Here is a 14,497-nt window from a genome sequence, read left to right as displayed (position 1 = left end):
TACGGCGAGGGCCGCGCCCCCGGTCCCCGGGGCGCGGCCCTCTTGCTTAAACTGCTCAATTTTTCGTGCTCACGGTGCTCATTTCCCAGTGATCACTCGGACCACTTCTTAGTGAACATCAACAGCATTGCATGATTTCCCGCGATGCCGACGGATTGAAGGCGGCGGCGAGTGCGATTTCCGCTCTTCAGGAACGCGTTGGGGAAGCGGTTTATGCGCCTGTGGCCTCGTTTGGGTCTGAATCTGAGCCTGCTTCTGAGCTTATGTCTGCGTCGGGGCTCGCGCCTTCATCTTCGCCGTGTTCCGATGCCGCGTCGATTGCTGCCACTATGAGAATTCGTCTACAGCTCGAAACCGCAAGCGCGACGGTTGCGGCCATGCTCGCGCGCAAAGAAAGCTGCGGCTCACACTATCGCAGCGACGCCGTCCAATAGCCGGCAATACGATTCATTGTCCAACGGTGCCGCTTAGTGATGTGGGGTTGTTGCCCGGCACCCGACACCGTAACGCCGCTGCCCGGAGCGCGATGATGATGGCTGGTGGTGCGGCGCTGCCGAGTCGCGGATTCGCGGGAGCGAGGCGGCATCTGCGCGTGATTCCGTGGGGGTCGACAACGCTCGGGTTTGGTTTCTGCGTGAATCCTGCAGCTTTCGAGCATGTTTTTCGCAGTGTTTGGAAATGGCTTTCGTGCTATTCGGGCATGAAAAACGTCGCTTTCAAATATGAAAATCGCGGCTTTCGAGTATGGATTCCGCGGCTTTCGGGCACGAATCTTGCGGCCTTCAGGCAAGAATTCGGCAAGGTTTTCGCGTTAGAGTCTTCCGTATGACTATTTGCCTTGCACATATGAGCGCGCTCCAGTACTGGAGGGCCGTGCGCTGCGGGCTTCGCCCGAAGCCTCGCGCGGCTCGCGTTGCGCTGCCCGCAAAAACGAATCGGAGTGAAATCGCGTCTTTGCTCGACGAGCCATGGACGAGCGAGGTGTTTTCGTCGTCCCGGCAACCGATTCACCTTGCGATTTCGGCGCGAAATGGCAAAAGGAACAGACCTGGGGTTGTGTGCCACGATATTTGCGATGCATGTTTCGCGGGAAAAGCGATGCGCATCGACGAAAAGACGTTCGTGCTGTCGCCAGAGGCACTGTTTCTCCAGCTTGCTCGCTCCTTATCGGTAGAAGCTCTTGCGCTTGTTGCGTGTGAACTGTGCGGATTGTATTCAATGGAGCCCGATGGCTCTGATTTCGTCTCTGCGAAACCCGTTTCAAGCGTTGTGTCTCTTTTGTCGTTTGCGTCTTCGGCCGTATCGTATCCTGGAAATGCGAAAGCGAAAAAAGCGCTCGGTTTTTCGATCGATAAATCGGCATCGCCCGCCGAGTCGGAGCTTGTCGCTCTGCTCTGCGCCAAACAAACGTTGGGTGGTTACGGCTTGCCGCTGCCGATGATGAACTATCGGGTTGATGTGGTTGGCGAAGGTCGCAAGTGCACGCCTCGAAAGTTCTTCGTGCTCGACCTGTTTTGGCAGAGCGCCTGCCTCGATGTCGAATACGATAGCGATGCGTTCCATGCTTCCGCGGCTGGCATTTCGAGCGATGCCGAGCGACGCAACGCGTTGCAAGCGATGGGCTTCTCAGTAATCACGGTGACCAATGGTCAGGTTTCTTCGGCGGATTTGCTTGACGATGCCGCATGCGCTATTGCACGGGCTTTAGGAATTCGTTTTCGCCATTCGTGCAAGACCTGGAATAAGAGGCGTTTTGCCTTTAGACGCAACTTGCGCGCTGCGCGGAAGCTCGTGCAGCATGGTGCGCCCGCATGCAGTGCAGCGATTTCGGGACCTTCTGGCGCAAAATGCCAGGAGGGGGCCTCATTGCATGGGAAATAAGGAAGAAAAGCTCGATTCTGAGCTTCCATGGCCGGCTGCTTAAATCTTTGACCTGGGCTTTCTTGATCAGCTTGTCGTAGTTGCAATTGAGCGCGAAGGGAAAACGGGCCCCATTCTGGCGTTTCCTGCCATATAGGGTTCGAATCGCTGCAGTGAGGCCCCATTGAGGCATTTTCTGGCATGGGCATTCATTCGGCTCATGTGGTATGGGGCATGTACCCCCGTCCCGTGCTGCTAGGTGGACGCGCGATTTGTTTCATGCGGTATGCATATGGGAATGCGCATGGCCCATGTGGTATGGAAGCATATGGGAATACGCATGAACTATATGGGAATACGTATGAGCGGTGCGACTATCTCCATGGCGGAATGGGCTACCCCTCGTCGTGGGGCCAGCATGCAAGTACTATCATGCAAAGCGTAATGACGGCTGAAGAAAGGGGCTATCCTATGGAAAAGGAATTGTTCGATTACGTGGCCGAGCGCGCCGAAGTGCTCGCGACCAACGATGCAAGCACGCAGGTCACCAAAGACGCAGCAGCCGCATGGGAGGCTGCCGTTGCGGCGGATGCGAGCGATGAAGCCGTTGCGGCCGCTACCGACAAGCTGCTTGACGTGCTCGAGGGTCGTCCCACGACTATCGACGGCGTGATTGCGTTTGCCGAAGGCCCTGCCAAACAGCTCATGGGCGAGGAGGTCGCTGCGGCAATGCTCGCCGAGCAGCTCAAGCGCAAGGAGGCCGGCGCGAAGTATTGCAACTGTCCGTCGTGCACCGCGGCAAGCGAGCTGCTTGCGAAGTTCGGTCGCATCGAGCTGTAGCTCCCTTGCGGCCCAAGGCAGCCGCCAGCAAGGCTCGGCGGTAATCGCTTGACGCGTTGCCTTAAGATGCGGGCAAGTCCAGGGGCGTCGATTGGGCGCCCCCTGATGGTCGTTCGTCCTTGCCTTGAAGGGGGTTTGGGGCGTTCCGCCGGAGGCGCTCCTCATTTCGGGCAACCAATAGGAAACTGCCGGCTCCGTTCACTTGGGTCGCACGGAATCGCTTAGAGCGAGGCTTTCGACGGCATTGGCGCCGGAGCTTCAATTGCGGTTTTCGCCGTGCGTTCCGATAAGAGGACTCAACAAGGTCCTCAATGGGCGCTCCGATAAAAGACTCGATAAGTGGCCCGATGGAGACCCGAAAGGCGCCAGATAGAAGCACGATGGCGGCTTCGCGCTTTCGATTCCGTATTCCGCAAGTCACAAGGAGGTGCTCCGTTGACGCGCTATTTCGAATATGCCACCGACGCCATTAAATACCTCAAGGCGAAAGACAAAAAGCTCGGCGCTGCGATCGATGCGGTGGGCGTTGTGCGCCGGGAAATGGACGAGGACGATTTGTTCTCGGCAATCGTGCATCAGATTATCGGCCAGCAAATTTCGACTGCAGCTCAGGCGACCATCTGGAATCGCATGCGGGAACGCTTGGGCGAGGTGACGCCCTCTGCGGTGTGCGCTGCTACCGAAGAGGGGCTGCAGGCGTGCGGCATCACGTTTACGAAGGCACGGTACATAAAAAGTTGCGCCGAAAAGGTCGCTTCGGGGCAATTCGATTTGGATGCGGTGCGCGAGATGGACGACGCCGAAGCCATCGTGGCGCTTTCCTCGCTCGAAGGCGTTGGGGTTTGGACCGCCGAAATGCTGCTGCTCTTTTGCTTGGGCCGCCCCGATATTCTGAGCTACGGCGATTTGGCAATCCGCCGCGGCATGCGCATGGTATACCACCACCGCAAGGTAACGCGCGAGATGTTCGAGCGGTATCGACGCCGATATAGTCCTTATGGCAGCGTGGCGAGCCTTTATTTGTGGGCGATATCGAGCATGAACGTGCCTGGCTACGATCGAGATTATGCGCCGAAAAAGGCGAGGGTGACGAAGAAGGGGAAGTTGGGCGGCGGCGCAGTCGGGGCGAAGGGGCAAAAAGGGTAAGAAAAAAGTCTTCGCTGGCCCACGTGATTCGCCTCGTTTGCCAGCGTTCGCGCGAACGCGTCGTTTGGCGGCGTCGCGCGAACGCCGTTTATGGTCAAACGTAGCGTGGCGAATGCCGCGCCTGCTGAGGCGATATGGCGAATGCCGTGCCTGCTGAGGCGGCCTGGGCCGTTGCGCGCCAGCCAATATGGCATAGAGAATGCCTCGCGTTCACCAAAGTGGTGTGGCGAGCGTTCTGTGCTGGCCCTAGGGAGCGCTCGTGAGGTTGAACCTCGAATGGGCTATTATGCAGGGTATGAAAACGACGTTGAACATAGCGGGCGAGCGCGTAACGGTTACGGCCTTTGGCGATGAGACCTGCGCGGGTTTTGGCGACGCGAGCGTCGCGCCCAACGCTGTCGAATCGCGCGTGTCGTTTGTGTACATGCATGAAATCCAAGACGAAAGCGATGCCGTGTTAAAGCGGTGCGCGGAATTGGGATGCCCGCCGTTTGTGCTGGTCGCGATTCATGTCCCCCAATGGAACGACATGCTCACACCATGGGAATGTCCGGGAGTTTTCGCCGATGACGCGCCGTTTGCGGGGCATGCGAAGCGCCAGCTTGAAGCGCTTTCGGAAATCGTGCAGAAGACGGAAGCGCGGCTTGGAGTGCGCCCCGCCCATCGTTGTATCGCCGGCTATTCGCTTGCGGGGCTGTTCGCCACGTGGGCGCCGTTTCAAACCGACCTGTTTGATGCAGTTGCGAGCGCGTCGGGCTCGATGTGGTACCCAAACTTCGCGGAATACGTCGAGGCCGGCGAGTTCGAGCGTCCGCTGCGGTGTGCATACTTCTCGCTTGGGTCGAAGGAGGCGCGCACGCCGAGCCGCCTTTTGCGCGGCGTGGCCGACGGCACGCAGCGCGTTGTCGATGCCTTTGAGACGAAAGGCATCCAAACTGCTTTCGAAAGCAATCCGGGCAACCATTTCAAAGAGCCCGATGTGCGCATGGCGAAGGCGATTTGTTGGGCGGTTTCGAATTGTGGCGAGGATTCGCCATCGAATTCGAAGGCGTGCGAGTTGAGACGCGAGTAGTTGGCGGAAACTCCGAACGATTCGCGGAGTGCTTGCGATATTGTTCTTTCCGCTGCGAGTGCTCGGCTTGTCGCCGATTTCCGATTAACGTTGACGATTGCCGATTGATGCCGCTGATTGTCGACCGCTCATCGCTGCTGCTATCGTTTTCCCTGATGAATCGCGCTTCCGTATTTCTGCATGCGACCACTTGAAAGGATTCTCTATGATTCGCCCTATCGTAAAGTCCCCTGTGCTGCTCTCAATGCCGAGCGTCGATGCCACGCCCGCCGATGTTGCCGTGGGCCAAGATTTGCTCGACACGCTTGCGGCGCATGCGCACGAATGCGTGGGGCTCGCGGCGAATATGATTGGCGTGCGCAAGCGCGTCATTGTAGCCGCGTGCGCGGGCGGCGCGGTGCTCATGTACAATCCCGAAATCGTGGAAGCGTCGGGCGAGTATCAAACCGAGGAAAGCTGCCTGTCGCTCGAGGGCTCGCGTCTGTGTACGCGCTACAGGCGCATTAAAGTCGCTTATCTCGACGCGTCGTTCACGCCGTGCAGAAAGTCGTTCTCGGGTTTTGACGCACAGATCGTCCAGCACGAAATCGACCACTGCAACGGCGTCGTGATTTAAAGGTGGCGTCTTCCTTGTGAACCGCTTCGAGGCGCCCTGGAAAGCACGCGTCGGAACGAAGCTGTTACGGGGTTGGCGAGAATGGTTGACGAACATGAGGCGTCGGCGCAGGAGATAGATGTCGGGTGTCATCGGCGCAAGCGCGGGTGGCGAGTGCCATCGGCGTAGACAATGGCCAGCGGTATTGTCGCTGAGCGCCGCAGGGCGCCGTCGGGCGATGTCAAGGCCGCCTTGCTCGGCGCTTTGTTCGCGGCCATTCCGCATCGTGCGTTAATGCGCTATGGTAAACATTCCTGCAAAAAGCTGAAGAAAGCTCCGAAAGGGGAACCTATGGCAGAAATCGTGTCCTGCACCGATGAGTTTGAAGAGTACCTGCGCGACGAATCGCGCAGTGCGGGTTCTGCGGAAAGTATCGTGTTCCCTGAATCGGAAGCCGATGTGCGCGATGCGTTGCACGCCCTGCATGCCACAGGTGTGCCTGTCACCGTGCAGGGCGCGCGTTCCGGCTTGGCGGCTGGCGCGGTTCCCCATGGTGGTTGCGTGCTGAACACGTCGCGCATGAACCGCGTGCTCGGCATGCGCCGCGGCTCCGACGGCCGCTTCTTTGTGCGCGTGCAACCGGGCCTTTCGCTTATGGAGCTGCGCGACATGCTACAGAAGGCGAGTTTCGACACGGCGGGCTGGAACGATGAAAGCCTCGCCGCGCTGGCTCAGTTCAAAGCCGCGCCCGCGCAGTTTTTCGCGCCCGATCCGACCGAGGCATCGGCAGCGCTTGGCGGCATCGTGGCATGCAACGCGTCGGGCTCGCGCAGCTATGCCTATGGGGCGGCGCGCCCGCACGTTGAAGCGATGCGCGTGGCGCTCGCCGACGGCGATGTTCTTGCCCTGCGCCGCGGCGAGGTGTTCGCGACCGGCCGCGAGCTTCGCCTTGTGACCGAGGGCGGTCGCGAGCTGGTGTTGAACCTTCCCACGTACGATATGCCGAAGGCGAAAAATGCGTCGGGCTATTTTGCGTGCGACGACATGGACGCAATTGACCTGTTCATTGGCGCATGTGGCACGCTTGGCGTGATTTGCGAGCTTGAGCTGGCGCTTTTGCCTGTGCCTGTCGAGGTATGGGGCGCGAGCTGCTTTTTCCCGGGCGAGGCCGAGGCGGTCGATTTCACGATCGCCGTGCGCGGCGAGCTCGAACATGCGACGGCCATCGAGTACTTTGACGGCGCTGCGCTCGACGTTCTGCGCGCGCAAAAGGCGAACAATCCGGCATTCGCCGAGCTTCCCGAACTCGCCGACGATGCGCGAACATGCGTGTTCGTCGAGCTGAGCTGCGACGATGAGGAAACCGCCGAGGCCGAGCTCATGATGCTGTGCGAGCAGCTGGAAGCGTGCGGCGGTGATGCCGAGGAGGCGTGGGTCGCGACGACCGAAGCCGAACGCGCGGGCCAGCGCTTCTTCCGCCATGCGGTTCCCGAAAGCGTGAACATGCTTATCGACCAGCGTCGTCGCACCGACCCTTCCATCACGAAACTCGGTAGCGACATGTCGGTGCCTGACGATCGCTTGCGCGATGTAATCGCGATGTATCGCCGCACGCTCGCCGAAGGCGGTTTTGAGAGTGCAACGTGGGGCCACATTGGAAGCAACCACGTGCATGTGAACATTTTGCCACGCTCCGCCGAGGAATACGCGCGCGGCACCGAGCTGTTCGCGCGGTGGGCCGCCGAGGTGTCGGCCATGGGTGGCGCGGTGTCGGCCGAGCATGGCGTGGGTAAGCTCAAGGCCCACTTCCTCGAAGAAATGTACGGTGCTAACCATATTGCGGAAAGCGCGTGCATGAAGGCGCAAATTGACCCGAAAGGCCAGCTCGGTCGCGGGAATCTGTTTAGCGAAGAGGTGCTTGACGCCGCATTGGCGGAACTGGCCTAGGCGCCCGTTCGAAAACTAAGCAGATACGTCTGTCTGCTCAGTTTGTGCTGCGGTGCTCGCCTCTCCGGTTCTTCTCTTAGAAACGCAGCGCTTCGGGGTTCAGGCAATCTATCGGACGCACGCCGCTCACGACGTCGATCGCGGCTTGCATGGCACGACGGCGAAGCTCTTCGCCCGATTCTTCCGACCAGTATGCCGCGTGCGGCGTGAGCACGGTGTGCGGTGCCGAAAGCAGCGGATGGTCGCGTTCGACCGGCTCGTTTTCGAATACGTCAATGCCCGCGCCCCACAGCTTACCGGCTTTGAGTGCTTCGGCGAGCGCTACCGTGTCGACAACGGCTCCGCGGGCGGTGTTCACCACGATGGCATTAGGCTTCATCAGGGAAATCGCGTGCGCGTCGAGCATGTGGCGCGTGTCGGGCGTAAGCGCGGTGTGGAAGCTTACCACGTCGGCGCGGCGGAGCAGCTCCTCGTATTCCACGATGTCGTAGCCCTCGGGCGTGCGGCGCCCTGGCACGAGCGAGCGCGACGTGCAAATCACGCGGAAGCCGAGCCCTGCGGCCTTGCGGGCGGTCGCGCGTCCGATTTCGCCCATGCCCACCACGCCAAACGTGCGGCCGTGCACCTGGCCCAGCGGGCGGTGGCGGGCGTAATCCCAAATGCCCGCGCGCATGTCTGCGTCGATTTCGTTCATGCGTCGCAGCACGCACAAGGCAAGGGTAATAGCGTGATCGGAGACCACTTCCGTGCCATAGCCGGGCACCACGCACACGGCGGTTTTGTTTTTCGTGGCGGCAGGCACGTCAATCGTGTCGTAGCCAATGCCCGTGCGGCTTACGACCTGCAAGTTTGGCAGCGCCGCAAAAACTTCGGGCGTGAATGTGCCGTACGAGGTCACAATGGCATCGGCGTCGGCAGCGTTGCGAATGATATCCTGCGGCTTGGGCCCTTGAAACGCGGCAATCTCGACGTCCGCGGCGCGTGCCATGGCGAACTCAAAATCGTTGTTCTCGAAATCGGAGTCGGTGATAACGATTTTCGGCATGGCGGCAACCTTTCGAACGGGGAAGTTTCTCGACCGATTGTACAGCGCGCTTCACATCACTCCGCGAAATGCGTCGCGATGGGACCTAAGCGGCTGCTTTTCGCGCGTGTGCATTTGTTGCGTTTCGCAAAAAATGCCACGAAGTGCGTAGCCTATTGCGCGAGCAGCGTGCAGCCGTTTTTGAGGCTTCGTAAAACCCCAGGTCACACGTTCTCGAAAGCTCGGCTTGCTTGACAGCTTTCGGGAAACCTACGCACTTCGCGATTATGTTTGCGGCGGCATTCGTCGAAAAAACGAAGGGTGTTCGATGCCGCTTGTCGAGAAGCGAATGGCGTACAATGGCACCCATAAAAAATCGCGATAGGAATGCCATGGACCAGAACTTCTACAACCTTCTTTATAACGGCTACACGGGCGAGTTTCAGCTGATAGGCGCGCTGTATCGCAATGGTCTTGACGCGCTGCGCCCACCGGCCGATATGGGCGTCGATGTGGTGACGGTGAACTTGAAGGCCCAGCTTCAAGACCCATCCGTGCAGCCCGAAACGCTCATGTTTCAGGTGAAAACCGCCGTGGTTACCGTCCAGGAAGCGGGGGAGGGCGTGCGCGGTTATACGACGGTGTACTTCATGCTGAAGGAAAGCGAAGTCGACATGCTGTGCGCAGCGCGAACCCGCGCGCTCGTGTGCTACGTCTATGACAACCGCAACAGCATGCTGACCGATGCCTACGAGGCGCCGTTTATAAGTTTCTGGATCGATGGCGAGCATCTGCGCCAGCTGCGTGAATCGGGTGCTTTCACCCAGACCGACAACGGCAAGCTCGCGATTACCTGTCAGCTGCGCGAGCCTGCCGACAAAACGGGCCACTGGTACGCGTCGGTTATCGACCAAACGGGTAGAACGGTTGACAACGGATATTTGGGAAGTCTCGAGGCCGATGGCAACATGAAGGACTCTTTCGACGGGGCCGATCATTACAGCATTCGCGGGTATTTGGAGCACGTCAGAAAGACGTCCAGCGATGCGACCTGCGATAACCGTGCGTTTGCGAAGGATGCTTCTGAGAAAAAACTCGAAACCACTAGCGCGAAAGCCGCTGGCACGAAGCCTGTCTCCGCGAAGCCTGCTGCCGCGGGGCAAACCGATGAGGGCGCGGCGGAAGTTGAGCTCCCCTGGTAGAGAGGTGGATTGCTGCCCTGCACCTATGCCGCGGGGCAGGGGCTGAACGGTTCGTCGGGCTCGTCGAAGTCGAAGAACTCCTCGAACTCCCACTCGTCGGGCGTGCTGAAAACCGCTTCCGTCCCGGCGCGCTCAAGGCATGCAACAAGCTCGGGGTAGCGCGGGTGGTCTTCGAGTCGATAGGCCTGCTCCATGCGGCCGCGCTGCCCGCGCACGAACACCCACCACATGCCGGCCGGGGTTTCGAGCAGCGCGCTCGCCGGCTTGTTGGCGCGCGTGGCGAAGTACTGCGCGGTTCGCTCGTCTTGGAAGGCGAGCACGAGCTGCGCGTCGCAGTTGCCGATGATCGAGTTCGCGGCGGGCGTTCCGTAGCGCGCTTCAAGCTGGCTTATGGTTTGGCAAATGATCGTGCAGCTGATCTCGCGGCTGCGTATGACCGCCAGCACGTCGTCGATGTGCGGCAGGTTCAGGTTCGCGAAATCGTCGAGCACGAATCGCACGGGCACGGGCAGGCGATGATCGGGGTAATCGTGGTCGGCTGAATCGCAAAGCGCGCAAAACGCCTGGCGAATGAACATGCTCGTGAGCCTATCGAGGCTGCGATCCATGTCGTTGATGGTGACGAACAGCGCCCGCTTTTCGCGGCCGAACGAGCGAAAGTCCACTTGGCGCGCGCGGCGGTACGCGTTTGTGGCCTCGGGAAAACCGAACGGCATGAGGTTCGCCGCAAGAATGCCAAGAATGCTCGAGTGCATCTTCTCGGCGCCGCAGGTAACCCTCGTGCGGCGATAGAGCGCAGGCGCAAATGCGCTCGGATCGTCGGCATCGAGCTGGGCGAACATTCTGTCAACGCGGCCGGAGCAGGCGGCTTCGAACACCTGCATCACCGATCCCATGTGCCATTCGGTGCTGGGGAGTGCTTCGAGCACGTAGGTGATATAGGCGCACAGGTAATTCGCGGCGGCTTGCGGCCAAAATGGGTCGCTTTCGTGGTCTTCGATAGGGCAAATTGCCGATGCGATGGCGATGATGTCTTGCTGAAGGGGTTCGCCGTCAACGAAGCGTACATTGGCGAGTGGGTTGTAGCCCACGGTGCCGCCCATGGTTGAGAAGTCGAGCTGGTCGACTACGTATCCCGCCTCGGCCAGGTAGGGTCCGACTTCGCGATACAAGCTGCCTTTGCAGTCGAGCACAATGTAGGAGCCCGATGCCTGCAGCAGGTTGGGCTTGACATGGTGGCGGGTTTTGCCGCCGCCCGAGCAGCCCAGCACGAGCACGTTGTTGTTCAAACCGCTTTGCCAGGTATCGGTTTCGATCTCGGTATGGGCGGTGAGCAGAGTTCTCCCGCGGTATGCGAGGCGTGGGTCGCGCGTGTCGACTTCGCGCATGAGGCCCGATTCCACGGCGGCGTCGGTCCAGGCGTCGTGCCCGGTTTCGGCTGCGTTTTCAACGAGGGTTTCAAATTCGGCAATTTTCATAAGGTCCTCCGTAAAGGCTGTTGGCGAATGAGGGATACGACGGGCGTGTTCGCCCATGAGGAGTGCGGGAAACGCGGCCAGCGCAGCCGTTGGCGCAGCGTACGGGGGAAGAAGCGTATTCCCGGGCTCGCGTTCTGCCGCGCCATGCCGCGTCGTGCTTTTCGGGCATGCGCCGCGCGCATTGCGGCCGTTGCTGCGGTGCGCATTGCGGCCGCAATGGCGCGTCGCTTCTACAGTTCGCGAATCACGCGGTCGGCCAAATGCGCGGCAACGGCTTCTTCGGCTTCGAAATACGTGTCGCGGGCAGTGAGCTCGAACACGCGCTCGAGCGGCATGCCGGTATGCTCGGCGATGACCTGGGCAGTTATATCGCGAATGCGCATCAAATCGTCGGCGCGCGCCTTCACCGAAAGGGCGCTTCCGCCCACGCCTGCGCCGCCGATGAGCGGGTCGTGAATCATGACGCGGCTGTGCGGCAGCATGTCTCGCGTGTCGCCGGCGATAAACAGCAGTGCGGCCATGCTGGCGGCAAGCCCCAGGCATACGGTGCGCACGGGGCAGCTGATGGCGCTCATCACGTCGTAGAGCGCCAACCCCGATTGCACCTCGCCGCCGGGGCTGTTGATGAACAGCGTGATGGGTGTGGCGGGGTCGGCTTTCTGCAGGTGGCGTAGGCCGCGGATGATATCTGCGACCGACTCCGCGTCGACGGGCCCGCACAATTCGAGCTCGCGGCAGGCGAGCATCTCGTCGCGCATGTCGAACCGTTCGAGGCCAAGTGCGGTTTCTTGTGTAATTTGGGGCGAGTAGACAGATGTGCTCATGCCATTCCTTTCGAAGGGCGCAAATGCGCAGGCGGATAGTCGTGGCCGGTTCGGCTTAAAGCGCACGAAGACGCCAAGGGCCGACCCTGCCATACATGTCCTCGTATTCGGTTGTAGGAAGAAAAGGAACGAGCATGTAACACGCCGCGACGCCGTACGCCGCTTACAAGCAAGGCCCGCCGTTGCAGACCCCATGTCGTTCAGAATGCGAAAAGCCTGTAACACGCTTTGGGAAGCAAGGGCCGCCGTTGCCGCCCCCAGTGCTTTCGCGATAAAAAGCGGATTGCTCCGCTGTCGGGTGCATTTCGACTATAGCACGCAGCTCTTCGGTCTTGCAAGAAAAAATCGGACAGCTGTTCGAAATAGTATTCCCATCAGGAGTTTTATGTAAGGAGTCTCCGCTTTATAAAGTGTTTTCGAGACGCGTGCTATAATTTACCAGTTTGCATGCATTCGCCCGCATCGCCAGCCGCTTTTCGGCGCATTTCGCAGCGGGCGCACCCATAGAAAGGACCCCCGTGGCACCACTTGCCGACCAAATCGCCTCGCGCCGCACGTTTGCGATTATTTCGCACCCTGACGCAGGCAAAACCACGCTCACCGAAAAACTGCTGCTCTATACCGGCAGCATTCAGACCGCCGGCTCGGTCAAAGGCAAATCGTCTTCCAAACATGCCGTGTCCGACTGGATGGACATCGAAAAGGAGCGCGGCATTTCGGTCACGTCGTCGGTGCTGCAGTTCACCTATGACGGCTGCTGCGTGAACATCCTTGACACCCCTGGCCACCAGGACTTTTCTGAAGACACATATCGAACGCTCATGGCTGCCGACGCCGCCGTCATGGTCATCGACGCCGCCAAGGGCGTCGAGGCGCAAACCAAAAAGCTTTTCAAGGTCTGCACGCTGCGACATATCCCTATTTTCACGTTCGTGAACAAGCTTGACCGCGAGGCGCGCGACCCGTTTGACCTCATGGAGGAAATCGAGTCGGTGCTCGGCATTGGCACGTATCCCATGAACTGGCCCATCGGTTGCGGCCAGAACTTCCGCGGCGTGTTCAATCGTCGGGCTCGCCGTGTGATCGCATTTGAGGGCGACGGCCACGCGAACGCCACGAAGAAGGTTGCCGAAATCGAGGCCGAGCTCGGTGCGCCCGAGCTGGGCGAGCTCATCGGCGAGGCGAACCACGAGAACTTGATGGATGACATCGAGCTGCTCGATGGCGCGGGCGATGAGCTCGACTACGCCGCTGTGAGCTGCGGAAAGCTTTCGCCGGTGTTCTTCGGTTCGGCGCTCACGAACTTCGGCGTCGAGCCCTTCCTGAAAGAATTCCTGCGCCTGGCGCCGAGCCCGCTGCCGTACACCGACACGCTTACCGGCGAGCAGGTTGACCCGCAGCGCGACGATTTCAGCGGCTTCGTGTTCAAAATCCAGGCGAACATGGACAAAAACCACCGCGATCGCATCGCGTTCGTGCGCATTTGCTCGGGCAAATTCGAGCGCGGCATGGAGGCTTTCCATATGCAGGGCGGCAAGAAGCTCAAGCTCGCCACGGGCACGTCGCTTATGGCCGACGACCGTGCGATTGTCGACGAGGCGTACGCGGGCGACATCGTGGGCTTGTTCGACCCGGGCATTTTCAGCATCGGCGACACGGTGTGCACGGGTAAAACGCATGTGCAGTTCCCTGAAATTCCCACGTTCGCGCCCGAAATGTTCAGTCGCATCACGCAAGTGAACACGCTGAAGCGCAAGCAGTTCGTGAAAGGCATGGAAGAGCTCGCCCAGGAGGGTGCCATCCAGATTTTCCGTGAGCCGGGTTTCGGCATGGAAAGCGTCATCGTCGGCGTTGTGGGCGTGCTGCAGCTCGAGGTGCTTGAGCAGCGCTTGAAGAGCGAATACGGCGTTGAGGTGCGCCGCACGGGTCTTCCGTACACCGACGTACGCTGGATTAAAACCGACCCGAAGACGTTCGAGTTCTCGAGTCTGAACGTCACGCGTGACACGCTCAAGGTTGAAGACATGCGTGGGCGCCGTCTGCTGTTGTTCACGAGCCCGTGGAACGTGAACTGGGCGGTCGATAAGAATCCCGACATCGAGCTTTCCGAAGTGGGCAACTGGGAAGCGTAAGGCTTACGGCGCGCTTCGGGTGCGCCTTGGTCGCGCCGCATTTTAACGGCTTGCCGCCTTGCCTCACTTCTCGCTTGCGGGCAAGTTGTGCCGTGGCATTGGCGATTTTGTGTGGCGTGAGCAGCCACGTTGCTGGGCCGTTACAATACGAATCCTCCCATACGCGCCTTTTGGCGATAACTGAAGAATTCGAATTCCACCCGGGGTTGCCTGGGTGGAATTTTTCTATCCCAAATGCGGGATGGGTGATGCGCGTGCGAAATGTCCAGTTGGGCGCCCCTTAGGAAGGAAATCCTTTGCGGGGCGCATTATGCTGGGCGCTTTCGCCTGGACGCTGCCCGATCGGGGGCGCCCTCGAATTTGGGCACCGATCTGGG

General features: G+C 60.0%; 12 protein-coding genes. 9 read left to right on the top strand and 3 right to left on the bottom strand.

Translation table 11 applies throughout. The features are described 5' to 3' along the window. Positions 1-131 precede the first annotated feature (131 nt). The 7 genes from DMP05_RS07010 to DMP05_RS06975 all read left to right on the top strand — a co-directional run bounded on the left by DMP05_RS07010 (position 132) and on the right by DMP05_RS06975 (position 7,460). Positions 132-434, top strand: a complete 303-nt coding sequence (locus DMP05_RS07010) for a hypothetical protein (RefSeq protein ID WP_123219770.1) — start codon at positions 132-134, stop codon at positions 432-434. A gap of 664 nt (positions 435-1,098) precedes the next feature. Further along, complete coding sequence (locus DMP05_RS07000; protein WP_148039710.1) at positions 1,099-1,881, top strand: hypothetical protein; 783 nt, start codon at positions 1,099-1,101, stop codon at positions 1,879-1,881. A gap of 450 nt (positions 1,882-2,331) precedes the next feature. Continuing rightward, on the top strand, positions 2,332-2,700 hold the full coding sequence (locus tag DMP05_RS06995) for a 3-hydroxyisobutyrate dehydrogenase (RefSeq protein WP_123219767.1): 369 nt from the start codon (positions 2,332-2,334) through the stop codon (positions 2,698-2,700). Positions 2,701-3,135: 435 nt separating this feature from the next. After that, positions 3,136-3,846, top strand: coding sequence for a DNA-3-methyladenine glycosylase family protein (locus DMP05_RS06990; protein ID WP_123219766.1), 711 nt, complete (start codon positions 3,136-3,138; stop codon positions 3,844-3,846). 286 nt (positions 3,847-4,132) lie between these two features. Beyond that, on the top strand, positions 4,133-4,918 hold the full coding sequence (locus DMP05_RS06985; RefSeq protein ID WP_123219765.1) for an alpha/beta hydrolase-fold protein: 786 nt from the start codon (positions 4,133-4,135) through the stop codon (positions 4,916-4,918). A gap of 205 nt (positions 4,919-5,123) precedes the next feature. Beyond that, a complete protein-coding gene (locus tag DMP05_RS06980) occupies positions 5,124-5,534 on the top strand; it encodes a peptide deformylase (protein WP_123219764.1) in 411 nt (136 codons plus the stop codon). Positions 5,535-5,864: 330 nt separating this feature from the next. Next, positions 5,865-7,460 carry an FAD-binding oxidoreductase gene (locus DMP05_RS06975; RefSeq protein ID WP_123219775.1) on the top strand — a complete coding sequence of 532 codons (1,596 nt, stop codon included), beginning with the start codon at positions 5,865-5,867 and terminating at the stop codon, positions 7,458-7,460. Between the two features lie 76 nt (positions 7,461-7,536). Here DMP05_RS06975 and DMP05_RS06970 read toward each other — a convergent pair whose 3' ends face one another. Further along, positions 7,537-8,505: a C-terminal binding protein gene (locus DMP05_RS06970; RefSeq protein ID WP_123219763.1), complete on the bottom strand. Its 969-nt coding sequence runs from the start codon at positions 8,503-8,505 to the stop codon at positions 7,537-7,539. A gap of 371 nt (positions 8,506-8,876) precedes the next feature. Between DMP05_RS06970 and DMP05_RS06965 the strand changes: the two genes are divergently transcribed. Then, positions 8,877-9,686, top strand: coding sequence for a hypothetical protein (locus DMP05_RS06965; RefSeq protein ID WP_123219762.1), 810 nt, complete (start codon positions 8,877-8,879; stop codon positions 9,684-9,686). A 23-nt stretch (positions 9,687-9,709) separates the two neighbouring features. Here DMP05_RS06965 and DMP05_RS06960 read toward each other — a convergent pair whose 3' ends face one another. After that, positions 9,710-11,164, bottom strand: a complete 1,455-nt coding sequence (locus DMP05_RS06960) for a VirD4-like conjugal transfer protein, CD1115 family (RefSeq protein ID WP_161957494.1) — start codon at positions 11,162-11,164, stop codon at positions 9,710-9,712. Positions 11,165-11,394: 230 nt separating this feature from the next. Next, on the bottom strand, positions 11,395-11,988 hold the full coding sequence (locus tag DMP05_RS06955; RefSeq protein WP_161957493.1) for a ClpP family protease: 594 nt from the start codon (positions 11,986-11,988) through the stop codon (positions 11,395-11,397). Positions 11,989-12,506: 518 nt separating this feature from the next. On the opposite strand from DMP05_RS06955, the gene DMP05_RS06950 reads away from it, so the two are divergent. After that, on the top strand, positions 12,507-14,120 hold the full coding sequence (locus tag DMP05_RS06950; RefSeq protein WP_123219759.1) for a peptide chain release factor 3: 1,614 nt from the start codon (positions 12,507-12,509) through the stop codon (positions 14,118-14,120). The last annotated feature ends 377 nt before the right edge of the window (positions 14,121-14,497 follow it).

Origin of the sequence: Slackia isoflavoniconvertens (genome assembly GCF_003725955.1) — a bacterium.
Taxonomy (GTDB): Bacteria; Actinomycetota; Coriobacteriia; order Coriobacteriales; family Eggerthellaceae; genus Slackia; species Slackia isoflavoniconvertens.
This window is presented reverse-complemented; position numbering and strand designations above follow the sequence as displayed.

What these genes read in the sequence shown, in the direction of transcription:
- DMP05_RS07010 (WP_123219770.1), top strand. Translation starts at nt 132, where the DNA reads ATGATTTCCCGCGATGCCGACGGATTGAAGGCGGCGGCGAGTGCGATT.
- DMP05_RS07000 (WP_148039710.1), top strand. Translation starts at nt 1,099, where the DNA reads ATGCGCATCGACGAAAAGACGTTCGTGCTGTCGCCAGAGGCACTGTTT.
- DMP05_RS06995 (WP_123219767.1), top strand. Translation starts at nt 2,332, where the DNA reads ATGGAAAAGGAATTGTTCGATTACGTGGCCGAGCGCGCCGAAGTGCTC.
- DMP05_RS06985 (WP_123219765.1), top strand. Translation starts at nt 4,133, where the DNA reads ATGCAGGGTATGAAAACGACGTTGAACATAGCGGGCGAGCGCGTAACG.
- DMP05_RS06980 (WP_123219764.1), top strand. Translation starts at nt 5,124, where the DNA reads ATGATTCGCCCTATCGTAAAGTCCCCTGTGCTGCTCTCAATGCCGAGC.
- DMP05_RS06975 (WP_123219775.1), top strand. Translation starts at nt 5,865, where the DNA reads ATGGCAGAAATCGTGTCCTGCACCGATGAGTTTGAAGAGTACCTGCGC.
- DMP05_RS06970 (WP_123219763.1), bottom strand. Translation starts at nt 8,505, where the DNA reads ATGCCGAAAATCGTTATCACCGACTCCGATTTCGAGAACAACGATTTT.
- DMP05_RS06965 (WP_123219762.1), top strand. Translation starts at nt 8,877, where the DNA reads ATGGACCAGAACTTCTACAACCTTCTTTATAACGGCTACACGGGCGAG.
- DMP05_RS06960 (WP_161957494.1), bottom strand. Translation starts at nt 11,164, where the DNA reads ATGAAAATTGCCGAATTTGAAACCCTCGTTGAAAACGCAGCCGAAACC.
- DMP05_RS06955 (WP_161957493.1), bottom strand. Translation starts at nt 11,988, where the DNA reads ATGAGCACATCTGTCTACTCGCCCCAAATTACACAAGAAACCGCACTT.